Source organism: Stenotrophomonas sp. FW305-3-2-15-E-LB1 (assembly GCF_058787375.1).
Window position 1 is genome coordinate 29,129 of sequence record NZ_JBYSZR010000014.1, and the last position, 21,815, is coordinate 50,943.

Here is a 21,815-nt window from a genome sequence, read left to right on the forward strand (position 1 = left end):
CCTGGTAGTGCCGGCCGCTGGCCGGCAGATACGAATCCCGATCAGGCGACGACTTCATCCAGCGAATCGATGATCTTTTCCAGCGGCGCCGGCCGCCCCAGCAGGTAGCCCTGCACCTGGTCGCAGCCGTGCGCGGCCAGCCAGTTCAGCTGCCCCGGTGTTTCCACGCCCTCGGCGATGATGGTCAGCCCCATGCTGTGGCCCAGCGACAGCAGCGCGCGGCAGATCGAGGCGTTGCGCGGATTGGTTTCCACATCGGCGACGAAGCTGCGGTCGATCTTCAGGATGTCCAGCGGCAGGTGCTGCAGGTAGGACATGCTGGAATAGCCGGTGCCGAAATCATCCAGCGACACGCAGATGCCCTGCTCGTGCAGGCGCTGCATGGTCTGCATCGCCTGCGCCGGCTTGCGCATCAGGCTGCTCTCGGTCAGCTCCACGTGCAGTGCGCCGCGGGCCAGGCCGAACTCCTTCTGCGCGCGGGTGAACTCGGCCACCAGGTCGCTGTTGAAGAACTGCACCGCCGAGACATTCACTGCGATCGACAGCTCGCCCCAGCCCGCGTCCACCAGGCGCCGCTGCGCCTGTGCGGCCGCGCGGATCACCCAGCGCCCCAGCGCCAGGATCAGCCCGGTGTCCTCGCACAGCTGGATGAACTCGCTGGGCGGAATGAAGCTGCCGTCGGCCTGCGGCCAGCGCAGCAGGGCCTCCAGTGCCGCCGGGCTGCCATCGCTGGCATGGCGGATCGGCTGGAAATACAGCTGGAATTCGTTGTCGATGGCGGCATGGATGCGCGCGGCCAGGCGCAGGCGGTCGGCCAGGCGGGTGGTCACCGCGGTGTCGAACCACGCCACCACGTTGCCTTCGGCGCGCGCGGCATGCGCGGCCTGCGCGGCCATGCCGATCATCTGTTCGGCACTGTGGCCATCGCCCACCGCATGCACGGCCACGCCGATGCGCGGCTCGAACTGGTGCAGGGAATCCTTGCCGCGCATCGGCGCCGAGACGATCTGCAGCAGGTCGTCCAGCGCACGCTGTGCGGTGTGCTCGCCGCCGATGGCCAGCACGAAATCTTCGGCCGGCTGGAAGGCCAGCGTGCCGAAGCGCGCGCCCAGCCCGCCCAGGCGCAGGGCCATCGACTGCAGCACCGCATCGCCGATCTCGCGGCCCAGCGTATCGGCCACCAGCTGCAGGCCGCGCAGCTGCACGTAGGCGATGGTGTAGGCGCCTTCCTGCGCGTCCAGCTGCTCGGTCAGCGCGCGCACGGTCAGCAGGCCGGTATCCGGGTTGTGCCGCGCGCGGTAGGCCAGGTCGCGCTCGTAGGCCAGCCGCTCGCTGACATCCTCGGCCAGCACCAGGCAGGCCGGCTGGCCGTCGAAATCCAGCTTGGACAGGTGCGTGCGCACTTCGAACACGCTGCCGTCGCGGCGCCGGTGCATGCGCACGGTGGCATCCTGCATTTCGCCCACGCGGGCCCGCGCGATCGCACCCTTCACCTCGTCCCAGCCTTCGCGCGGGCGGATGTCGAGGATGCTCATCGCCAGGAATTCCTCACGGCTGTAGCCGTACTGCAGCACCGCCGCGTGGTTGACCTCGAGGAAGCGCAGGGTGTCCGGGTCGAACACCCAGAACGGTGCCGGGTTGCGGTCGAACAACAGGCGGAAGCGGCGCTCGGCCTGGCTCATCTGTTCGCGCGCGCGGTAGCGCTCGGTCTGGTCGGTCAGCGCGCCGATCATGCGGCGCTGGCGGTCGGCCACTTCCACCCGCTGGCCGCGCGCCGCCACCCAGCGCACCTGGCCACCGGGCAGCACCAGGCGGAATTCCTCGTCCAGCACTTCATCGCCGGCAAACGCCTGGTTGAATGCGCGCTGCAGGCGCTCGCTGTCCTCGTGGTGCACGCGGTTGAAGAACTCGGCCACCGGCATGGCGTCGGTGTGCAGGCCGAAAATCTCGCGGGCCAGCGGCGACCAGTGCAGCAGCGCCGCATCCTCGTCCACGTGCCAGGTGCAGACCCGTCCGGCGTGGTGGGCCAGGCCCAGTTCGGCGTGGCCGGTACGCAGTTCCTCGGCCATCGATTGATGGCTGCGGGTACTGCGGCGTATTGCATACAGCAGCACCAGCAGCACGCCGGTGTAGGCCAGCATGATGGCCACCGCCGCCTGCAGGTACGGCCACCACGGCGCCAGCACGTCCTGGTCGGCCAGGCCCACCTGCACCGCCAGCGGGCTGCGTTCCAGCGTGCTGATGGTGGAAATCCGCGCAATGCCATCCACCACGCCGGGGATGCTGCCCAGTTCGACCACCGCCTGGTGGCCGACAAGATCGCGGCTGGGCAGCACGTAGCGATGGCCCACGGTGGAGGCCGGCTCGGGCACCCGCGCAAGCATGAAGCCCTGGCCGTCGCTGATCGACACCAGGCCGCGCGGGCCGACGTCCAGGCCGCCGACGATGCGCTGCAGCTCCTCGCAGCGCAGGCGCGCCAGCAACCAGCGGTCGCCCGCCATCGGCAGGGCCAGCGGCACCACCCAGCTGCCATCGATGGCCTGCTGCGGCGGGCCGAGATACAGCGCGCTGCCCTGCCCGCGCCGCTGCGGGTCGATCCACAGCGGCAGCTGCAGGTCGCCCTTGCCGGCGGTCAGCGCGCGGCCGTAGGTATCGAGCACGACGATGCTGTGCAGTTCGGCGTGGCGGCCCAGTACACCGTCGATGGACGCATCCAGCAGTGCGGGCGCCTGCGCCGGCACGCGGCGGAACAGTTCGGCGGCATCGGCGGCGATACCGCTCATGGCCCGTTCCAGGTTGCGCAGTTCCATCGCCAGCAGCCGCTCGGTGCCCACGGCCATGGCCCGGCTCTGCCGCTGCGCGGCTTCCAGCCGGCGCTGGTAATCGTTGGCCAGCATCACCCCCAGCACCACTGCCAGCAGCACGCCCACGGCAATGCCGCCCCAGGTGATGGCACGCAGTGGCCGAGCCAGGGCGCGCTTCAACGCTGGCATCGGTCGATGTTCCCTGTGCAGACGACTGGCTTCATGCGCGAACGATTCCTCCACATCCCCGACCAGAGCGGCCGCAGATCGGCATTCTTGACGCCTGGGTCTGTCCGGCACGCCATCTTCCCCATGGCTGCGCCGGTATCCAGCCTGCAGCATGCACCACGCCGATGACGGCGTGAAGATCGGCGGCGCGTGTTCAGCCAGATCGGGCACAGCACGGCCCCCGCAGCAGAGCGTCCAGCACGCGCGCAGGGGATTAGACTTGGGGTTTTCCCGCCGCAAGAGAAGTCCATGTCCAAGCTGCGCCGTCCCACCCTGGCGCTGGCCATCGTCGCCAGCCTGTCCCTGGCCGCCTGCGACCGCCCGGCCGAACCGGCCGCCGGCACCCCCGCACCGGCCGATGCCACCCCTGCCCCGGCCAAGCCGATGCTGGGCAGCTTCGGCTTCGATGCCAGCGGCATGGACCGCAGCATCGCCGCCGGCGACGACTTCTTCGGCTTCGCCAACGGCACCTGGGTGAAGAACACCGAGATTCCGGCCGACCGCTCGCGCTTTGGCAGCTTCAACGTCATCGCCGAAAAGACCCAGGCCGATACCCGCGCGATCCTCGAGGGCGCGGCCGGCAATGCGCAGGCCAGCGGCGACGACAAGCTGATCGGCGATTACTACGCCGCGTTCATGGATGAGGCCGGCATCGAGAAGCGCGGCCTGGCCCCGGTGCAGCCGCAGCTGGCAGCGATCAGCGGCATCACCGACAAGGCGGGCCTGGCACGTGCGCTGGGCGGCGACATGCGCGCCGACGTCGACCTGCTCAACGCCACCAACTTCTACACCGACCGCCTGTTCGGCCTGTGGGTGTCGGTGGACATGCTGCAGCCGGACCGCAACGCGCCGTACCTGGTGCAGGGCGGCCTGGGCATGCCCGACCGTGATTTCTACCTGGGCGATGGCCGCATGGCCGAACTGCGCAAGCAGTACCAGGCCTATATCGCGCAGGTGCTGCAGCTGGCCGGCGTGGCCGATCCGGCCGGCAAGGCGCAGCGCATCCTCGCGCTGGAAACGAAGATCGCCCAGGCCCACGCCAGCCAGGAAGAAACCAACAACGTGACCCTGGGCGCCAACCCGTGGACCCAGGCGGACTTCAACGCCAAGGCACCGGGCATGGACTGGGCGGCGTTCCTAGACGCGGCCAAGCTGGGCCAGCAGCAGGACTTCATCGTGTGGCAGCCCAAGGCCGTGGCCGGCCTGTCGCGGCTGGTGGCCACCGAGCCGCTGGACGCTTGGAAGGACTACATGGCCTTCCACGCGCTCGACCGCGCCGCCGCCTACCTGCCGAAGACGTTCGCCGATGCCCGCTTCGCCTTCCATGGCACTGCACTGAGCGGCACCCCGCAGCAGAGCGACCGCTGGAAGCGTGCGGTGGACGATGCCAACCACGCCGTCGGCGAAGCCATCGGCAAGCGTTACGTGGAAAAGCACTTCGACGCCAAGACCAAGGAACGCGCGGACGAAATGGCGAAGAACATCATCGCCGCCTTCGCCAAGCGCATCGACGCCCTGGCCTGGATGTCGCCGCAGACCAAGGCACACGCCAAGGCCAAGGTGGCCGGCCTGACCGTGGGCATGGGCTACCCGGACACGTGGCGCGACTACACCGGCCTGGAGATCCGTCGTGACGACCCGCTGGGCAATGCGCAGCGCGCCGAGCAGTTCGAGTACGCGCGCAACGTCGCCAAGCTGGGCAAGCCGGTCGACCACAACGAGTGGGCGATGCTGCCGCAGACCATCAACGCGATGAACGTGCCGCTGGAAAACCGCCTGGTGTTCCCGGCCGCGATCCTGCAGCCGCCGTTCTTCGATGGCGCCGCCGACGACGCGGTGAACTACGGTGCCATCGGCGCGGTGATCGGCCACGAGATCAGCCATGGCTTCGACAACGCCGGCGCGCTGTTCGATGAAACCGGCAAGCTGCACAACTGGTGGACGGCCGAAGACCTCAAGCAGTTCAACGCTGCCGGTGATGCACTGGCCGCGCAGTTCAGCAGCTACGAGCCGTTCCCCGGCGTGCACGTCAACGGCAAGCTGACCCTGGGCGAGAACATCGCCGACGTGGCCGGCCTGGGCACCGCCTACGACGCTTACCAGATGTCGCTGCAGGGCAAGCCGGGCCAGACCCTGGAAGGCTTCACCCCCGACCAGCGTTTCTTCCTCGGCTTCGCCCAGGCATGGCGCAGCAAGAGCCGCGAACAGGCCCTGCGCAACGGCCTGCTGACCGACGTGCACGCCCCCGGCCAGTACCGTACGCTGACCGTGCGCAACATCGATGCGTGGTACCCGGCCTTTGAAGTGAAGGAAGGCCAGAAGCTGTACCTGGCCCCGGACAAGCGGGTCAAGGTGTGGTGATGTAACGCGAACGGGCGCCGCAAGGCGCCCGTTTTTTCATGGGATGCGGCGTGCCATCCACGCATGGCGTGGATCTACGGTAGAGGCCAACCTTGGTTGGCGCTTTCCGCCATCCACGCATGGCGTGGATCTACTGCTGCGCGGCATGGATCCGTAGATCCACGCCATGCGTGGATACGCAGCATCGATCGTGCCAGTAGATCCACGCCATGCGTGGATGCGCGCGATGGATCACCCCCCGGCCGGCCACTCGCGCAGCACGTCCACCGACACACCCACGCGTGCGCACGCGCGCGTGGACAGGCCATCGGGCAGTGCGCGGCGGAACAGCGGCGCCATGCCCTGCATCAGCCTGGCCGAGGCTGCCGCCTGCGTGCGCTGCCCCGCGCTGCGTTCCAGCATCGCCTCGGCCCAATCGGGCAGCAGCGCGGCCCCGGCCCCCAGGAACACCGCGCGTGACAGGCCCGGAATCGGCACCGGCAGATTGACCGTCGACAGCACCGCCAGCACTTCGCGCGAACGCGCATCGGCCAGCAGCTCCGGTTGCCGCGCGCAGAAGTAAGCCGCCACTTCCGCCTCGCTGCGCGGCACGTCCACCGCACCCAGGGCCTCCGCAACGCAGCGGTATTCGTCGTAGTAGCGGTCGGCGATCGCCTCCGGCACGTCGCGCCCGTAGCGGCGATAGCCCTGCAGGAAGCCGAACGCCTCGGTCACGTGCACCCATGTCAGCAGCTGCGGATCGTCGGCGGCATAGGGCTCGCCCTGCGCCGTGCGGCCGCGGATCTGCGCATGGATGCGACGCACCTTGGCCACCAGTTTTTCCACTTCCCCTGCAGGTGCGTAGCTGGTGCCGGCGACGAAGGCCGTAGTGCGGCGCAGGCGGCCGACCAGGTCCTGGCGGAAGTTGGAATGGTCGTACACGCCGGCCAGCGCGCGCGGGTGCAGGGTCTGCAGCATCAACGCGCACAGGCCGCCGGCCAGCATCGAGGGCAGCTCGGCGTGCATGCGCCAGGTCACGCTGTCCGGGCCGAACCAGCCCGGGTCGCCCAGCGGGTGGTCGTAGTCGATGCCGCTCTGGCCGCGCGGGAAGGCATCAAGCACCCAGCGCCGGATCGGCGCGGTGACGGGGCGGGAAAGGCGGTGCAGCAGCGGCGGCATCTTCGGTCCAGGCGGTGGTGGAATCGGCCGCGGTCTGCGCGGTCAGCCTCGATTCTGGGCGATCACGGCGGATGCGGCGAGCCTGGCGGGTCAGCCGGAGTTTCATGTGCGGCCGCAGCACATTTCACCCTGCGACATCTTGACGCAGGCGCCGAGCGCGATGATGCGCCGCAGCAACATTCACCCATTCAGACAGAACCCTTACGCCCCTAGGCATTTCACCCATTGCACGGCCCGCTGGAAGTGCTAGAACTGAATCCGCCACACCGTCCAATGCTGATCGACGCACGTTCCACAAGGGAGCCAGCCATGATTGCTTTGTTCAAGGGTTTGGGACTACTGCTTCGCGACAACGAGCTCTACCACAGCCCGTTCGACAAACAGGTCGCGCACTGGCGCAACCTGAGCGAGCAGCAGATCCGCGATGAAGTGGCGGTGCTGGCCCAGGCCAAGTGCCAATGGCTGATTGCCTCGATCATCGGCTGGCAGGCGGCGTCCCTGCTCATCCTCGGCCTGATCGCCAACTACCTCTGGCGCGACGATTACCACATCACCTTCACCCGCGTGGTCGTCGTGTTCGGGTCGTGGGTGTCGATCCTGTTCGTGATCTGGTTCATGGCCAACATGTTCGACCAGCAGGCCGGTTTCGAGCGCTGGATGAAGGCATTCAACAGCCGCGCGCGCATCACGTCCAAGGCCGACAGCGTCGAGTGCGTGGCCGAGGCGCTGGACCTGGCCGAGCACTACCCGGAAGTGCTGGACTACAAGCAGGCCGTCACCTCCAGGCGCGAGCTGCGCCACGAGGACATCCGCATCATGACCGAGATCGGGCGCATGCGGCAGCACTCCGAGCTGGTCGGCCGGCTCAACCATGTCGGCGAGACCGAACACCACCACGATCTGACCCTGCAGCCAGCGTACTGATACCGGCGCACCGATCCAGGGAAGTGGGGGGAGCCACAATGCCACCGTGCACAGTCACGGTGGCATTGTTCTTTCTACATGCCGCGGAACAGGCTCATGAACGGCTGGCTGACCACCAGCGTCTCCGGCCGCTGGCGCAGGCGCAGCACGCCGCGGCCAGTGTCATCGCGGCTGACCGCCGCCACCGCCTTCATGTTGACGATGGTCGAACGGTGCACCTGGCGGAAGTGCTGCGGGTCGAGCACTTCCAGCAGTTCGCGCAGCGGCGTGCGCAGCAGGCTTTCGCCGGCGCTGGTGACCACCGTGGTGTACTTGTTGTCGGCGCGGAAATAGACCACGTCCTCGAGCATGATCAGCTGCGTGTCGCGGCCGTTGCTGGCGGTGATCCAGGCCAGCGGCGGGCGGTCGGCCGCCCCCTGTGAGGGGCCCAGGCGCTGCAGCAGGCGTTCCAGCACCGCGTCGTCCTGGCGGGTGTTGGGCAGGCGCGAAAGGATGCGTTCGCGGGTGGCCAGCAGGCGCTCGTCGCTGACCGGCTTCAGCAGGTAATCCATCGCGCCCTGCTCGAACGCATCGATGGCGTACTGGTCATAGGCGGTGACGAACACCACCTGCGTGCGCGGGCTCAGTTCGGACAGCGCGCGGGCCACTTCGATGCCGCTGATGCCGGGCATGCGGATATCCAGGAAGGCAATGTCCGGCTGCTTTTCGGCGAGCTGTTCCAGCGCACTGGCGCCGTCCTCGCATTCGGCCACCAGCTTCAGTTCCGGCCACAACCGGCCCAGTTGTTCCACCAGCGACTGCCGCAGCAGTTCCTCGTCTTCGGCGATCAGGGCTTCAAGCGGCATGGCTGCGTTCCTTGGCCGGCTGCGGCAGGGTCATGGTGGCGGCCACGCCGCTGGGGAAATTGGCGACGATCGCCACGCCGGCCTGCTCACCGCAGGTCAGGCGCAGGCGCTCGCGCAGGTTCTTCAGGCCGATGCCGGTGCCGCTGGTGCCCTGGCCGAAGCCGAGGCCATCGTCGGCCACGGTCACCGTCACGTGGTCGTCGAAACCACGCGCCAGGATCCAGATCGTGCCGCCGCCGGGCTTGGGTTCCAGGCCATGCTTGATCGCGTTTTCCACCAGCGTCTGCAGGGCCATCGCGGGCATGTGCACGCCGTGCAGTTCGTTGGGCACCTGCACTTCCACCGCCAGCCGCGCCCCCATGCGGATGCGCAGGATTTCCAGGTAGGCGCGGGTGCGCTCCAGTTCCACGCCCAGCGTGGACACCGATTCATCCACCTGCGGCAGGGAACTGCGCAGGTACTGGATGAGGTGGCCGAGCATCTGTTCGGCACGGCCCGGATCGGTGCGCGTGAGCACCTGCGCGTTGGCCAAAGTGTTGTAGAGGAAGTGCGGTTCCACCTGCGCGTGCAGCAGGTTCAGGCGGGCCACCGACAGTTCCTTTTCCACCTGGGTCTGTTCGGCGGCGGCCTGCTCGTCGCGGCGCTGGTCGGCCACCCGGCGGGTGATCGCACGGGTGACCGCTTCGGCGTTCTCGAAGTTGCTGCCCTCATCCAGCGCCAGCAGATCGGCCCACCAGCCGGCATCGGGTTCGAACAGCAGGGTGACCGTGCTGGTGCCCTGCCCCGGGGTGACCGTGGCCTGCACGCTGTTGCGCTTGATGGCCAGCCGCGCCGGCAGGTTCCAGCGCGACGGCTGGCGGCCATTCCACGGATCGACGCGGCGCACGTAGGCGCGCACCTGCAGGCTGCCGGCGGCGCTTTCCACGTCTTCCACCCGCGGCAGTTCGGCCACGGCGGCCTCGACCAGGGCAAAGGCCGGGCCGGCATCCAGCGGCACTTCGATCTGGCGGCGCTGGTGTCCGGACAGGGTGCTGCCATCCAGGCGCCCGGCGATCAGCCATACCCGGCGCACATGGGTGATGGCACTGCCCAGTGCGCTGATCATCAGGAACATCGCCAGCAGGCCGAAGATCCAGCCCGGGCCGTCGTTCATGCCGCTGAAGATGCCGCTCCAGACCATGCCGGCCACCAGCAGTGCCACGGCCCAGGCCAACAGGTGACGGAGAATGAGAGTGAAGCTGGCGATCACGGCGGCGCCTTGGAGGAAGGGGGTGAGCCGAGCATAGGCCGGCCCACCGGGCAAACAAGCGGCCTGCGACGAAGCCCCGGAAAGCGGGGATGGAAGCTGTTACGGGAACGCCGGGCATGGCCCGGCGCTACCCGTGGGTGGCGGGGCAGCGCCCCGCAATCCCTTACTTGCGCTGGTCGGCGCTGCTGTCACGCACGGCGCGGAACGACTCGTCGGTGCTCCAGTTCGGCCAGCTGCGCGCGTTGGCCAGCTGGTTGCCCAGCGTATAGAGCACTTCCAGGTCGCGCGCGGCACCGGCAAACACCCAGTCCGGCTGCCACTCGTCGCCCTGCTGGTGGTAGCGCTTGGCGGTGTAGTCCTCCGAGGCCTTCCTGCCGGCGGCAACGCCACCGTCCACCCAGTCCTGGCCGGCCGACCAGGACAGCGCCGGCACGCCGCGCTTGGCGAACGAGAAGTGATCGGAGCGGAAGAACAGGCCCGCTTCCGGCTTCGGGTCGGGGGTGTAGCGGATGTCCCAGCCCTTGGCGACGTCCTTCAGCTGGTCCAGCAGTTCGAAGCGCGCGGTGCCGTAGATGCCGAAATCGCGCGACGGGCCGAACGGTGCCATGCCATCCATGTTGATCGCCGCCACCGTGGTTTCCAGCGGGTACAGCGGGTGGGTGGCGTAGTACTCCGAACCCAGCAGGCCCTTCTCCTCGGCGGTCACCGCCAGGAACAGCAGCGAGCGCTGCGGGCGCGGGCCCTTGGCGAAGCCCCGGGCCAGCTCGATCAGCGAGGCGGTGCCGCTGGCGTTGTCCAGCGCGCCGTTGAAGATGCGGTCGCCGCGTGCATCCGGTTCGCCCACGCCGATGTGGTCCCAGTGCGCGCTGTAGATGATGGTCTCGTCCGGGTGGCTGCTGCCCTCCAGGCGTGCGGCCACGTTGTGCGAAGTGATCACCTCGGTCTTCACTGCATACTTCGCATCCAGGCTGGCGCCGGTCAGCGCCACCGGGGTGAAGTCGCGCTGCTGCGCCTTCTTCTTCAGCGCCTCGAAATCCTGCCCGGCCGCGCGGAACAGCTCGACGGCCAGGTCACGCTGGATCCAGCCTTCCAGCAGCGGGTGGGTCTCGGCCGGGTTGTCACGCACCACGTCGAACATGGTGTTGGTGTTGGAGCCGGCCACGGTGGCCCAGCCGTAGGACGCCGGTGCGGTCTCGTGCACGATCAGCACGCCGAGTGCGCCCTGGCGTGCGCCCTCTTCGTACTTGTACGGCCAGCGCCCGTACCACGTCATGCCCTTGCCGTCGAAGTCGCCCTTGCCGGTCTCGAAATCAGGATCGTTGATCAGCACGACGGCGATCTTGCCCTTCAGGTCCACGCCCTTGAAGTCATCCCAGTTGCGCTCCGGCGCCTTCACGCCGTAGCCGAGGAAGACCAGCGGCGCCTTGCTGATGTCGACGTCGGTGGCGCCGTTCATGGCCGCGCGCACGGCGATCTGCTTGCCCTGGTCGAGGGTGAGGGTCTTGCCGCCCTGGTGCAGGGCCAGCTGCGGGGTGCCGACGATGTCGCCCTTGCGCAGCGGCACCGCCTGGGTCCACAGGCGCTGCCCGTCCTTCAGGTCACCGCCCGGCTGCAGGCCGGCGGCGGCAAACTGCTTGCTGAGGTAGGCAATGGTCTTCTCTTCGCCCGCGGTGGCCGGCGAGCGGCCTTCGTAGGCGTCGGAGGCCAGTTCCTTGACATCGGCGGAAATCCGCGCGCCGTCGAACTTCGGCGTGGCGGCCATCAGTGCGCTCGACACCGACAGGGCCAGGACGCCCAGTACTGCTCGTTTCATTGCTCTCTCCAGCAGGAAAATCCTTCCGGAGTGTAATGGGATTCGGCAGGGCTGCGCCCTGCACCTGCGGTCGTGCCGGCCTTGCTCGGCAACCCAACACGAAGGGGTCAGATCCCTTTCCCGCCGGGAAAGGGATCTGACCCCGATCGCTATCCTGGCCGCTGGGCACGCGCCAGCAGCAGCGCGCGCTCGCGGGCGTTGCCGGTCATCGCGGCCGCCTGATGGAAGGCGCTGGCGGCATCATCATGCCGGCCCAGCTGCTGCAGCAGGTCGCCACGCACCACCTGCAAGGGCGCATAGCCCTGCAACCGCACATCGACCAGCAACGGTTGCAGCAGCGCCCAGGCCGCAAACGCGCCGTCGCTGCGCGACACCGCCACCACCCGGTTGAGGGCCACGACGGGTGATGGCATCACCTGCAGCAACTGTGCATACAGTGCGGCGATGCGCGCCCAGTCGGTATCGTCGGCGCGGCGCGCAGTGGCATGGCAGGCCGCGATACGGGCCTGCAGCACGTAGGCGTCGTCGCCACCGCCGGCCTCCAGCGCACGCTGCAGCACCTGCTGCCCGCGCTCAATCTGCAGCCAGTCCCAACGCGCGCGGTTCTGCACGTCCAGCAATACCGGCTGGCCCTGCGCATCGACGCGCGCCGCGGCACGCGACGCCTGCAGTTCCATCAGTGCCAGCAGGCCCAGCACCGGCGGTGCAGGCAGCCGATGGGCCAGGATGCGGGCCAGCCGCAGCGCCTCCTCGCACAGCGCCGGGCGCATCCAGTCATCGCCGGCACTGGCCGCGTAGCCTTCGTTGAAGACCAGGTAGATCGCCTCCAGCACCGACGCCAGCCGCTCGGGCAACGCCTCGGCGCGCGGCACTTCATAGGGCACCTGCTTCTGCACCAGGGTGCGCTTGGCGCGCACGATGCGCTGGGCGATGGTGGGCTCGGGCTGCAGGAAGGCACGGGCGATCTCGGTGGTGGTCAGCCCACCCAGCAGGCGCAGGGTCAGCGCCACCCGTGCATCGGCCGGCAGCACCGGGTGGCAGGCCACGAACATCAACCGCAGCAGGTCATCGCCGAGGTCGTCTTCCAGGGCCTGGGTATCATCGGGCGCAGGCAACGCCGCCGGGTGCAGTTCATCGCCCCATTGCGCATGCTGCTGCGCCACGCGCTGGTGCTGGCGCAGCACATCGATGGCACGGTTGCGCGCAGTGGTCATCAGCCAGGCTCCGGGGTTGTCCGGGATGCCCTGCGCCGGCCAGCGCTCCAGCGCGGCCAGCCAGGTGTCCTGTGCCAGCTCCTCGGCGCGGCCGACATCACCGCCGAGCAGCCGCGCAAGGCGCGCGATCAATACCGGCGATTCCATCCGCCAGAGGGTTTCCAGGCGCTGGCTCAGGGCGGGCTCGGTCATGCGCCGATCACAGCACGCAGGCCGTGCCCGCACAAGCGCCAGCGGCAAGCAGCGGCCATCAACCCGGCTCGCCCTCCATGTGTGCGATTTCCCACAGGTGGCCATCCAGGTCCTGGAAGCCGCGCTGGTACATGAAACCGTAATCGCGCGCCGGTTGCGGTTCGCTGCCACCGGCGGCCACCGCCTTGTCCACCATCACGTCCACCGCCTTGCGGCTATCCGCCGACAGGCAGGTGATCACCTCGGTCTGCGCATGCGCATCGGCGATGGCCTTGTTGGTGAACTGCTGGAAGAACGGCTTGACCAGCAGCATCACGAAGATGCTCTCGCTGATGACCATGCAGGCGGCATCTTCGTTGGTGTACGCCGGGTTGAAGCTGTAGCCCAGCGCGCTGAAGAAGTCCTTGGACTGTTGCAGGTCCTGCACGGGCAGGTTGACGAAGATCATCTGCGGTTGCGGTGCGCTCATCGTTGCGGTTCCTGTGCGGGTGGTGGGTGATGGGGGGTGGAATGGATCAGGGCTGCTTCATGCAGTTGACCATCCACGGCTTGCCGTAGCGGTCGATCAGCATGCCCCAGCGATGGGCCCAGAAGGTTTCGGCAATGGGCATCTGCACCTGCCCGCCCTCGGCCAGCGCGGCAAACACGCGCTCGGCTTCCTCGATGCTGCCGACGTCGACATTGATCGTGGTCGACCCGCCCTCGCCGCCACCCGGGCCATCAGCCGCCATCAGGATCGCGCCGTCGATCTCCAGCTGGCTGTGCGCCACATGGTCGAGGGTCTCGGCGGGCATTTCATTGCAGCCTGGCGAGCCGTCGGAAGGCGGCATGTCGCGGTACTTCATTTCCGAGGTGACCTGGCCACCGAGAGCCTTGGCATAGAAGGCCATCGCATCGTGGGCCTGGCCGCTGAAGCCAAGGAAGGGAATCAGTTTCATGGCAGTGCTCCGTTGGGTGGAAGCGCCGGGTCATTCCCGGCGAAGGGTCGGGTCAATCCGATCAATCTGCGAGCTGTTCCCGCAGACGCTGTTCCTGCTGCTGTAATTCGGGAGTGAAGGCTTCGCCGAAATCCTCGGCGGTGATCAGCGGGCGCAGCTCGAGGGTGCCGCCGGCGCCGAACGGGGCGCGGCTGGCCCATTCGACGGCCTCGTCCAGCGAGCGCACGTTCCACAGCCAGAAGCCGGCGATCTGCTCGCTGGGCGGCCCGAACGGCCCGGCCTGCACCTGCGGGGCGGCGGCGCCAAAATGAATGCGGCGGCCGCGTGCGGTGGCGTGCAGGCCTTCGCCGGCGAGCATGATGCCGGCGGCGACGAGTTGTTCGTTGTAGGCGCCCATTTCGGCCAGTTCCGCTTCGCTGGGCAGGCGGCCGGCTTCGGAATCGGTGTTGGCTTTGACGATGACCATGACTTTCATGCGGGTCTCCCGTGGGCGGCGTTCTGCGTGCCCTTCATCTGGTACGACGAACCGGGGGGACGGGAATCGACAGGTCTGCAGGAATTTTTTTTCCTGCGCGGAAGGCGCGCCTGCGGCGGGGGATCGGCGAACGGCGGAGCCCCTCCGTGGTGGGGTTGGGTTGCTCGATTACCGGGGTTGGCCGGGTGGGTAGACGGGTCGGGGGACGCCGTGAACCCATCCCTGGGGGCTTGGCCGCGGCATCCATGCCGCGGACACCCCCGCCCCGCCTACCCACCCGGCCTCTGACAGTTTCCCGCGGCCTCCACCACGGAAAATCAAGAGAAGAAGGCAAAAGCAGAAGCAACGGCCAAAGCAGTGCGCTGGCGGCCTCGGCTGTGCGAGCGAAGCGACCCGCTTTTGCTCTTTTCTGTTGATTTTCCGTGGTGGGCGCGCGGGAACGTGTCCGTGGCCGGGAGGGTGGGTTGGCTGGGGGCGTGAGCCGCATGGATGCGGCGACCGAGCCTACAGGGACGTATTCACGGCGTCCCCCAGCCAACCCACCCTCCCGGCCAACCCTCAGTTTCCCCAGCTTTCAGCAACCCACCACGGAGGGGCCCCGCCGTTCGCCGATCCCCCGCCGCAGGCGGCCTTTCGCGCTGCAGCATGCCCGCAGGCAAACCTGCGCCATCATGTAACCCCTCCCCCGCCAGGACCGTGCCATGCAGCAGTACCTGCTCCTCATCTACATCGAACCCGCCCTGCTGCAGGCCCTGCCCAGCGAAGAATTCAATGCCCTGATGCGCGACTGCCTCGCCCACGCCGATCAACTGCAGGCCGAAGGCACCCTGCTCGCCGCGCAGAAGCTGCAACCCGTCGACACCGCCCAGACCCTGCGCGTGCGCGATGGCCACAGCCGCGTGCTCGATGGCCCCTTCGCCGAAACCCGCGAACTGCTGGCCGGCTTCAACCTCATCCGCGCACGCGACCGTGACGAAGCCATGCGAATCGCCCGTGATTTCCCGTGGGCGCGCTTCGGCAGCATCGAGGTGCGGCCACTGGAAGACATGGACGCCGAGCGCGAACGCTGCGGCGCACCGGCGGCTATGGCAGCAGCCGCACCCTGATCTCGCGCCTGCCGATGCCTTCATTGCCGCTGTAGTCGCGCGCACTGCCGCGGATGATGTACTCGCCCGGCGGCAAGGCAGCCGGCTGCCAGCGCCCGGTTTCCATCAACCCGTCGCGCACGGTGTTGGTGGCCAGGTAACGGAACCGCGTGACCGCACTGCCATGCACGGTGATGCCGCTGTCCGGCGCATAGGCCACCTTCACCGCCTGCTTCTGCGGCGGCATGCGGTTGAACACGATGTTCCAGCGCGGCTGCTCGTAGCCCTGCAGCGGCTGCCCGGCGGCATCGAGGATCTGGTAACCCACCTGGTACGGCCCCAGGCGGCGGCGCGGCAGGTTGTTGTCCACCTGGTCCCACGCTTCCACCACGATCTGCACGCCACGCCCCTGCCGGGCCAGCATCACCACGCCATCGCTGCCGGCGGCCAGCGGCTGGTCGTTGTCATCCAGCAGGCTGACATCGGTGATGCTCGGTGCGAAGTGATCGGCGTAACCGGTGAAGCCCAGCGCCACCGCATTGGTCTCGAAACCGCTGGTGCCCACCTGCAGGTGGACGTGCGCCTGGCTGTTGATGCTGCCCAGGCGGTCGCCGACGTGGATGCGCGTGCCACGGCGCACGCGGATGCGCTCCAGCTTGCCGTCCTCGCCGTACAGCGGCTGCCAGCGCGCGTCGAACGGCTGGCCGGCGGGCGTGCGGCCCACGCGCATGTGGATGTAGTTCAAGCGCCCCACCGCCAGCCCTTCGGCCTGGCCACCCAGGCTCCAGGCCGCGATCGGGCTGCTGATCTTGCCGTCGGCGATGGCCAGCACGGTCTGGCCGACGTCGCCGCGCACGTCGAAGCCGCCGTGCAGGTGGTGGCGGCTCTCGCCGGTGAAGGTGCCGCGCACTTCGCCCAGCGTGCCGACTACTTCATGCCAGCCCTCCTGCGGGGCCAGCGGCCAGCGACCGCCGGTGTCGGGCAGTGCGGCATCCGCAGCCGGGCCCACCAGCGCGGGCGCGGGCAGCGCGCCCACCGCCAGCGGGCGCACGCGGTGCACGCGATAGCCGGCGGCGTCGGCCACCAGCAGGCTGCCGTCGTCTTCCACGGCCAGCCCGCTGGGTCGCGCCAGGCGTGGCAGGCGGTCGTTGCCGATCAGCGTCACCTGGTGGCCCTGCGGGGTCACCTGCACCAGGCGCCCGGCAAAATCACCCACGTACAGCACGCCATCGTGGGTCGTGGCCAGCGACAGCGGTCCGTTGATCACCCCATCGTTGCCGACCACGGTGCTGACCGTGCCATCGGCACCGACGCGGCGCACCGCGTTGTTGAAGAAGTCGGCCACCAGCAGCGCACCGTGCGCATCGAAGGCCAGCGCCACCGGTGTGTCGAAGCGGGCCTCGCCCGCCACCGCATCGGCGAAGCCGGGGCGATCGCCACCGGCCAGGGTGCGCACGTTGCCATCGGTGCCGATCACCCGGATGCGGTCGTTCCAGGTATCGGCCACGAACACCTGGCCCTGCGCGTCCACGGCAATACCCATCGGGCCATCGAAGCGCGCCTGCGCCGCCGGGCCATCAGCGAAGCCCTGGGTGCCACCGGCCACGGTCGTCACCTGGCCATCGGTGCCGATGCGGCGGATCGCGTGATTGCCGGTGTCGGCCACGTACAGGTTGCCCTGCGCATCGGCGGCGATGCCCGACGGCGTATTGAAGCGGGCCTGCAGACCCGGCCCATCGGCCAGGCCCTCGGCCTGCCCGACCACCGTTTCAACGCGGCCATCGGCCAGCAGGCGGCGGATGCGGTTGTTGTCGCCGGCATCGGTGAAGTACACGCTGCCATCGGCGGTGCGCAGCAGCGCATAGGGTTCGGCGAAACGTGCCTGCGCCGAGGCGCCGTCGCGGTCGCCGGGGTGGCCATCACCGGCCAGTGGCTCGATCTGCGCAGTCCAGGCCAGCGGCGTGGGTTGCGGGCCAACGGGCGTGTCCGGTGCCTGTGCGGGGCGTTCCCACCAGGTCGCGGCCAGCGCAGCTGCCGTTGCCACCACCACACCCACCGCCATCCATTGCCGCCGTGCCATCGCTCGCGTTCGCCCTGCCCTGAAAGAGGCCACGACGATAGACGCTGCGCCCGAGTCCCGCCACACCCACAGGTCACGCGCAGGGATGCTACTTCGCCGGCACTTCGCTGCGGATGCCCATCGCTTCCCGGTAGCGCGCGTACAGCGCCATCACCTTGTCCACGTAGGCCAGGGTTTCGGCATACGGCGGCACGCCCTTGTAGCGGGTCACCGCACCGATGCCGGCGTTGTAGGCGGCCGCCGACAGCGCGCGATCGCCGTTGTAGCGCCGCAGCAGCGCACGCATGTAGCGGGCACCGCCGTCGATGGACTGCTGCGGCGAAAACGGATCACGCACGCCGTACTCCAGCGCGGTATCGGGCATCAGCTGCATCACCCCCTGCGCGCCCTTGCTGGACACGGCCAGCGCATCGAAGTTGCTCTCGGCATGGGCGATCGCGCGCAGCCAGGCGTCGTCGACACCGGTAGCCTTGGCGGCCGCCTTGAACTGTTTGGCATGCTGGGCCAGCTGCGGCTTGCCGACCCTGCCCAGGCCTTCGTGGGCCGGCTCACCGGGCGGGGTGGCGACGGTGAATTTCAGGAACACGCGCGAACCGGGCAGGTTGCGGGTGGAATAGACCAGTGCTCCGTCCTGCTCGCGTTCGTACAGCACGCCGCTGAACACGCCCATGTTGCCCCACAGGTTGGGGATCTGGATGGCGTTGTCGTCGATCTCCTTCGGCGTACAGCGCGAGCCTGGCTCCGGCGCGGTGGCCAGGCTGACCGTGTTGCCCTGCACGCAGCGGTAGACCGTGCGGGCGCTGGCCAGGCCCGGCAGCAGCAACAGCGCAATGAGGACGAGGCGGAGGGTCATGGCGGCCGGATGATCCGGCCGCGCCCGCTAATTCCGGGTGAATCCCGGTAGAGTCGACCGTTGGTCGACTGCTCTCCCGATCAGAACGCGAAAACCCCGCGCTGCGCGCGATAGTCGACCAACGGTCGACGCTACCCCGCCCGCCTCCGCAGCCAATACCCCACACCCAGCAGCACGAACCACACCGGGCTGGCCACCAAGGCCTGGCGGGTGTCGGCCTGCAGGCTCAGCAGCACCAGCACGCCAGCGAAGAACACCAGGCACGCCCAGCACATGGCGACGCCGCCGGGCATCTTGAAGATCGACGCCGCATGGCGTTCCGGGTAGCGGCGGCGGTAGACCATGTAGGCCACCAGGATCAGCGACCAGACGAAGATGAAGAGCACCGTCGCCAGCGTCGTCACCAGGGTGAAGGCGGTCACCAGGTTCGGGATCAGGTAGATCAGCAGGGTGCCGCCCAGCAGGCACAGGCACGAGAACAGCAGGCCGCGGGCCGGCACCGCCGCGCGCGACAGGCGCGACAGGCCGCGCGGGGCGTGGCCCTCTTCGGCCAGGCCGTACAGCATGCGGCTGGTGGAGAAGATGCCGCTGTTGGCCGACGAGGTGGCCGAGGTCAGCACCACGAAGTTGATCAGGCTGGCCGCGGCGGGAATGCCGGCCAGCACGAACAGCTGCACGAACGGGCTCTTGTCCGGCACCACCTGGCGCCACGGCGTCACCGCCATGATCGCCACCAGGGCCAGCACGTAGAAGATGATGATGCGCACCGGGATCGAGTTGATCGCCTTGGGCAGGTTGCGCTCCGGGTCAGCGGTTTCGGCGGCGGTGGTGCCCACCAGCTCGATGCCGACGAAGGCGAACACCGCGATCTGGAAACCGGCGAAGAAGCCGACCAGGCCCATCGGGAACATGCCGCCGTCATTCCACAGGTTGGACAGCGAAGCGGTATGCCCGCTGGGCGAGGTGAAGCCCCACGCGACCAGGCCGGCACCGGTGATGATCAGCGCGCAGATGGCCACGATCTTGATCAGCGCGAACCAGAATTCCATTTCGCCGAACAGCTTGACCGTCACCAGGTTCAGGCCCAGCAGCAGCATCACGCACAGCAGTGCGGGTATCCATGCCTGCAGTTCGGGGAACCAGAACTGCGCATAGGCGGCGATGGCGATGACATCGGCGATGGCGGTGACGATCCAGCAGAACCAGTACGTCCACCCGCAGAAGAACCCGGCCCAGGGGCCGAGCAGATCGGTGGAAAAATCGATGAAGGATTTGTACTGCAGGTTGGACAGCAGCAGCTCGCCCATCGCGCGCATCACGAAGAACAGCATCGCGCCGATGATGAGGTAGACGAACAGGATGGACGGGCCGGCCAGGCTGATGGTCTTGCCCGACCCCATGAACAGGCCGGTACCGATGGCACCGCCGATGGCGATCAGTTGCAGGTGGCGGTTGGACAGGCTGCGGCGCAGGTGTTCGGGGGGCGTGGCGGGCTCGGTCATGGGCGCGGGAAGGGGCGGGTGAAGTCCCCGACGGTAGCCCTCTGCGGCGCCGGGCGCCAGCGTCCCGCTGGGTGGACGCGTCAAATCGCAGCGCTTTCATCCCAATGCGCCCCCCTTCGTGGCCCTGCCCATTTCCCCCGGCGCTGCAACATGCTCAGATAGCGCATCCGACCAAGGACCGGCCCGCCATGCGCAGCGCCCTGCCCCGCCCGCTGGAAACCCTGCCATGAGCCGCCTGGGCGTCATCATCGGGGCGACCGTGCTGTCGATCCTGGTGGCCATCGTGCCGATCGCCGCGATGGTCTATGCCACCTGGAACAGCGCCGTCGGCCTGGAACAGCGGCGCCTGCACGAGATCGCCGAACGCACCCTGCGTCGCGCCGACGTCTCCTACCAGGAATCGCTGGCCGTGCTGAAGTCCGCCGAAGCGTCGCGCCTGCCCCCGTGCAGCGCCGCGCACGTGCGGCGCCTGCAGACGCTGGTGATGACCACGCCCTCGGTCGACCAGATGGGTTATTTCGAAGCGGGCAAGCTGCGGTGCACCTCGTGGGGTGCGTTCGAGGGGGATGTCGCCCAGCCCACCCCGGACCATGTCACCAGCGATGGGGCCGGCATCAAGGTGGACGTGCGCCCGCAGGCCACCGAGCAGCGCAAGGTGCTGTCCATCCTGTACGGCTCCTACGACACGCTGGTCGACCCGCGCCGTTTCGTTGATGTCATCGCCGACCCGCAGGTGCGCCTGGCCCTGGCCAGCCCCGACGGCCGCCTGCTGTCCAAGCAGAGCGGCATCGACGAGGCCCTGCTGGCGCGGCTGCTGCGCGAGCCCGGCGAGGGCCTCGACAACGACACCCTGTACGCCACCGCCCGCAACAACGAGTGGCTGGCCATCGCCACCGGGCCGCGCACCGCGCTGGCGGCCACCTTCCGCCAGCAGGCGTGGCTGTTCGTGCCGGTGGGGCTGCTGCTGGCCGGCATCGGCACCGGCGTGGTGATCTGGCTGTCGCGCCGCCGCCTCTCGCTGCGTGGCGAGCTGGCCATCGCCATCCGCCGCCGCGAGCTGTACCTGCACTACCAGCCCATCATCGAGCTGGAGACCGGCATCTGCGTCGGCGCCGAAGCCCTAGTGCGCTGGCAGCGCCCCGACGGCACCCAGGTGCGGCCGGACATCTTCGTGCCGCTGGCCGAGGAGCACGGCCTGATCACCGCGCTCACCGACCTGGTGATCGAGAACGTGGTGTCGGACATGCGCGATCTGCTGGTGCAGGACCGCAGCGCGCACATCGCCATCAACCTTGCGGCCGAGGACATCATCAGCGGCCGCGCGTTGAAGTCGATCACCCAGCGCATGGCCGGCAGCGGCATCCTGCCGCAGCAGATCTGGCTGGAAGCCACCGAACGCGGCTTCCTCGATGCCGACCGTGCACGCACCATGCTGGCCGCTGCGCGCCGCGCCGGCCACAGCATCGCCATCGACGATTTCGGCGTCGGCTATTCCAGCCTGCAGTACCTGGAACAGCTGCCGCTGGATGCGCTGAAGATCGACAAGTCGTTCGTCGATGCCATCGGCACCGAGAGCGCCACCAGCCCGGTCACCCCGCACATCATCGACATGGCCAGGGAACTGGGCCTGTGGGTGGTGGCCGAAGGCGTGGAAACCGAACCGCAGCTGGCCTACCTGCACAGCCAGCAGGTGCAGTTCGGGCAGGGCTGGCTGTTCTCGCGCCCGTTGCCGCGCGATGCGTTCATCGCCTTCCACCACCAGCGCCAGCAGCGCTACGGCGCAGCGCGCGAGGACATGCAGAACCCACGCAGCGTGCCGATCGAACAGGCCGGCGCGGAAGAATGACGGCCAACGGCGGAGCCCCTCGTGGCGGGGCGGCGTGCGCAATGATCGCGTGCTTGGCCGGGGCGGTGGGGCTCGCGGGGGACGCCGTGAATCCATCCATGGAGGCTTGTCCGCCGCATCCATGCGGCAGACACCCCCGCGAGCCCCACCGCCCCGTCCTCTGACACATTGCTGCGGCGTCACACCACGGAATCAACAGAAAGAGCAAAGAAAAACGCGGGTCGCTGCGCTCAGTAGATCCACGCCAT

The 21,815-nt window shown here is 68.5% G+C and carries 16 protein-coding genes; 4 read left to right on the forward strand and 12 right to left on the reverse strand.

The features are described 5' to 3' along the window. Nucleotides 1-41: 41 nt before the first annotated feature. Nucleotides 42-2,993 (reverse strand): bifunctional diguanylate cyclase/phosphodiesterase, encoded by a 2,952-nt coding sequence (locus AC3WL7_RS11910; protein WP_492750376.1) that lies wholly within the window; start codon nucleotides 2,991-2,993, stop codon nucleotides 42-44. A 288-nt stretch (nucleotides 2,994-3,281) separates the two neighbouring features. Here AC3WL7_RS11910 and AC3WL7_RS11915 point away from each other — a divergent pair, with 288 nt between their 5' ends. Next, nucleotides 3,282-5,393 carry a M13 family metallopeptidase gene (locus AC3WL7_RS11915; RefSeq protein WP_492750377.1) on the forward strand — a complete coding sequence of 704 codons (2,112 nt, stop codon included), beginning with the start codon at nucleotides 3,282-3,284 and terminating at the stop codon, nucleotides 5,391-5,393. A 231-nt stretch (nucleotides 5,394-5,624) separates the two neighbouring features. Here the strand turns inward: AC3WL7_RS11915 and AC3WL7_RS11920 are convergent, their stop codons facing one another. Next, nucleotides 5,625-6,551: an oxygenase MpaB family protein gene (locus AC3WL7_RS11920; protein WP_492750378.1), complete on the reverse strand. Its 927-nt coding sequence runs from the start codon at nucleotides 6,549-6,551 to the stop codon at nucleotides 5,625-5,627. Between the two features lie 309 nt (nucleotides 6,552-6,860). Between AC3WL7_RS11920 and AC3WL7_RS11925 the strand changes: the two genes are divergently transcribed. After that, nucleotides 6,861-7,475: a hypothetical protein gene (locus AC3WL7_RS11925; RefSeq protein ID WP_079220468.1), complete on the forward strand. Its 615-nt coding sequence runs from the start codon at nucleotides 6,861-6,863 to the stop codon at nucleotides 7,473-7,475. 74 nt (nucleotides 7,476-7,549) lie between these two features. Here AC3WL7_RS11925 and AC3WL7_RS11930 read toward each other — a convergent pair whose 3' ends face one another. From AC3WL7_RS11930 to AC3WL7_RS11960, 7 genes are all read right to left on the reverse strand, one after another. Next, nucleotides 7,550-8,320, reverse strand: coding sequence for a LytR/AlgR family response regulator transcription factor (locus AC3WL7_RS11930; protein WP_079220467.1), 771 nt, complete (start codon nucleotides 8,318-8,320; stop codon nucleotides 7,550-7,552). Next, complete coding sequence (locus AC3WL7_RS11935; protein WP_079220466.1) at nucleotides 8,310-9,569, reverse strand: histidine kinase; 1,260 nt, start codon at nucleotides 9,567-9,569, stop codon at nucleotides 8,310-8,312. The genes AC3WL7_RS11930 and AC3WL7_RS11935 overlap by 11 nt, the downstream gene beginning before the upstream one ends. A gap of 163 nt (nucleotides 9,570-9,732) precedes the next feature. Continuing rightward, nucleotides 9,733-11,382 carry a M28 family metallopeptidase gene (locus AC3WL7_RS11940; protein ID WP_492750379.1) on the reverse strand — a complete coding sequence of 550 codons (1,650 nt, stop codon included), beginning with the start codon at nucleotides 11,380-11,382 and terminating at the stop codon, nucleotides 9,733-9,735. A gap of 149 nt (nucleotides 11,383-11,531) precedes the next feature. Then, a complete protein-coding gene (locus tag AC3WL7_RS11945; protein ID WP_492750380.1) occupies nucleotides 11,532-12,788 on the reverse strand; it encodes an RNA polymerase sigma factor in 1,257 nt (418 codons plus the stop codon). 58 nt (nucleotides 12,789-12,846) lie between these two features. Then, nucleotides 12,847-13,257: a VOC family protein gene (locus tag AC3WL7_RS11950; protein ID WP_492750381.1), complete on the reverse strand. Its 411-nt coding sequence runs from the start codon at nucleotides 13,255-13,257 to the stop codon at nucleotides 12,847-12,849. A gap of 46 nt (nucleotides 13,258-13,303) precedes the next feature. Continuing rightward, nucleotides 13,304-13,726 (reverse strand): VOC family protein, encoded by a 423-nt coding sequence (locus tag AC3WL7_RS11955; protein ID WP_079220461.1) that lies wholly within the window; start codon nucleotides 13,724-13,726, stop codon nucleotides 13,304-13,306. Nucleotides 13,727-13,787: 61 nt separating this feature from the next. Then, the gene (locus tag AC3WL7_RS11960) at nucleotides 13,788-14,201 is read right to left on the reverse strand and encodes a YciI family protein (RefSeq protein WP_283221361.1); all 414 of its coding nucleotides are present in this window, start codon (nucleotides 14,199-14,201) and stop codon (nucleotides 13,788-13,790) included. A gap of 701 nt (nucleotides 14,202-14,902) precedes the next feature. Between AC3WL7_RS11960 and AC3WL7_RS11965 the strand changes: the two genes are divergently transcribed. Continuing rightward, on the forward strand, nucleotides 14,903-15,307 hold the full coding sequence (locus AC3WL7_RS11965; protein ID WP_492750382.1) for a YciI family protein: 405 nt from the start codon (nucleotides 14,903-14,905) through the stop codon (nucleotides 15,305-15,307). Here AC3WL7_RS11965 and AC3WL7_RS11970 read toward each other — a convergent pair. The 3 genes from AC3WL7_RS11970 to cycA all read right to left on the reverse strand — a co-directional run bounded on the left by AC3WL7_RS11970 (nucleotide 15,285) and on the right by cycA (nucleotide 19,721). After that, nucleotides 15,285-17,366: a gluconolaconase gene (locus AC3WL7_RS11970; RefSeq protein ID WP_492750383.1), complete on the reverse strand. Its 2,082-nt coding sequence runs from the start codon at nucleotides 17,364-17,366 to the stop codon at nucleotides 15,285-15,287. The two genes, AC3WL7_RS11965 and AC3WL7_RS11970, sit on opposite strands and share 23 nt — an antisense overlap. An 88-nt stretch (nucleotides 17,367-17,454) precedes the next feature. Then, complete coding sequence (locus tag AC3WL7_RS11975) at nucleotides 17,455-18,219, reverse strand: lytic transglycosylase domain-containing protein (protein WP_492750384.1); 765 nt, start codon at nucleotides 18,217-18,219, stop codon at nucleotides 17,455-17,457. Nucleotides 18,220-18,350: 131 nt separating this feature from the next. Further along, nucleotides 18,351-19,721, reverse strand: a complete 1,371-nt coding sequence (gene cycA, locus AC3WL7_RS11980; protein WP_492750385.1) for a D-serine/D-alanine/glycine transporter — start codon at nucleotides 19,719-19,721, stop codon at nucleotides 18,351-18,353. Between the two features lie 226 nt (nucleotides 19,722-19,947). Between cycA and AC3WL7_RS11985 the strand changes: the two genes are divergently transcribed. After that, nucleotides 19,948-21,567, forward strand: coding sequence for an EAL domain-containing protein (locus AC3WL7_RS11985; protein WP_079220455.1), 1,620 nt, complete (start codon nucleotides 19,948-19,950; stop codon nucleotides 21,565-21,567). Nucleotides 21,568-21,815: the final 248 nt, after the last annotated feature.

What these genes read in the sequence shown, in the direction of transcription:
- AC3WL7_RS11945 (WP_492750380.1), bottom strand. Translation starts at nt 12,788, where the DNA reads ATGACCGAGCCCGCCCTGAGCCAGCGCCTGGAAACCCTCTGGCGGATG.
- AC3WL7_RS11940 (WP_492750379.1), bottom strand. Translation starts at nt 11,382, where the DNA reads ATGAAACGAGCAGTACTGGGCGTCCTGGCCCTGTCGGTGTCGAGCGCA.
- cycA (WP_492750385.1), bottom strand. Translation starts at nt 19,721, where the DNA reads ATGACCGAGCCCGCCACGCCCCCCGAACACCTGCGCCGCAGCCTGTCC.
- AC3WL7_RS11920 (WP_492750378.1), bottom strand. Translation starts at nt 6,551, where the DNA reads ATGCCGCCGCTGCTGCACCGCCTTTCCCGCCCCGTCACCGCGCCGATC.
- AC3WL7_RS11975 (WP_492750384.1), bottom strand. Translation starts at nt 18,219, where the DNA reads ATGACCCTCCGCCTCGTCCTCATTGCGCTGTTGCTGCTGCCGGGCCTG.
- AC3WL7_RS11955 (WP_079220461.1), bottom strand. Translation starts at nt 13,726, where the DNA reads ATGAAACTGATTCCCTTCCTTGGCTTCAGCGGCCAGGCCCACGATGCG.
- AC3WL7_RS11970 (WP_492750383.1), bottom strand. Translation starts at nt 17,366, where the DNA reads ATGGCACGGCGGCAATGGATGGCGGTGGGTGTGGTGGTGGCAACGGCA.
- AC3WL7_RS11950 (WP_492750381.1), bottom strand. Translation starts at nt 13,257, where the DNA reads ATGAGCGCACCGCAACCGCAGATGATCTTCGTCAACCTGCCCGTGCAG.
- AC3WL7_RS11985 (WP_079220455.1), top strand. Translation starts at nt 19,948, where the DNA reads ATGAGCCGCCTGGGCGTCATCATCGGGGCGACCGTGCTGTCGATCCTG.
- AC3WL7_RS11965 (WP_492750382.1), top strand. Translation starts at nt 14,903, where the DNA reads ATGCAGCAGTACCTGCTCCTCATCTACATCGAACCCGCCCTGCTGCAG.
- AC3WL7_RS11915 (WP_492750377.1), top strand. Translation starts at nt 3,282, where the DNA reads ATGTCCAAGCTGCGCCGTCCCACCCTGGCGCTGGCCATCGTCGCCAGC.
- AC3WL7_RS11930 (WP_079220467.1), bottom strand. Translation starts at nt 8,320, where the DNA reads ATGCCGCTTGAAGCCCTGATCGCCGAAGACGAGGAACTGCTGCGGCAG.
- AC3WL7_RS11960 (WP_283221361.1), bottom strand. Translation starts at nt 14,201, where the DNA reads ATGAAAGTCATGGTCATCGTCAAAGCCAACACCGATTCCGAAGCCGGC.
- AC3WL7_RS11925 (WP_079220468.1), top strand. Translation starts at nt 6,861, where the DNA reads ATGATTGCTTTGTTCAAGGGTTTGGGACTACTGCTTCGCGACAACGAG.
- AC3WL7_RS11910 (WP_492750376.1), bottom strand. Translation starts at nt 2,993, where the DNA reads ATGCCAGCGTTGAAGCGCGCCCTGGCTCGGCCACTGCGTGCCATCACC.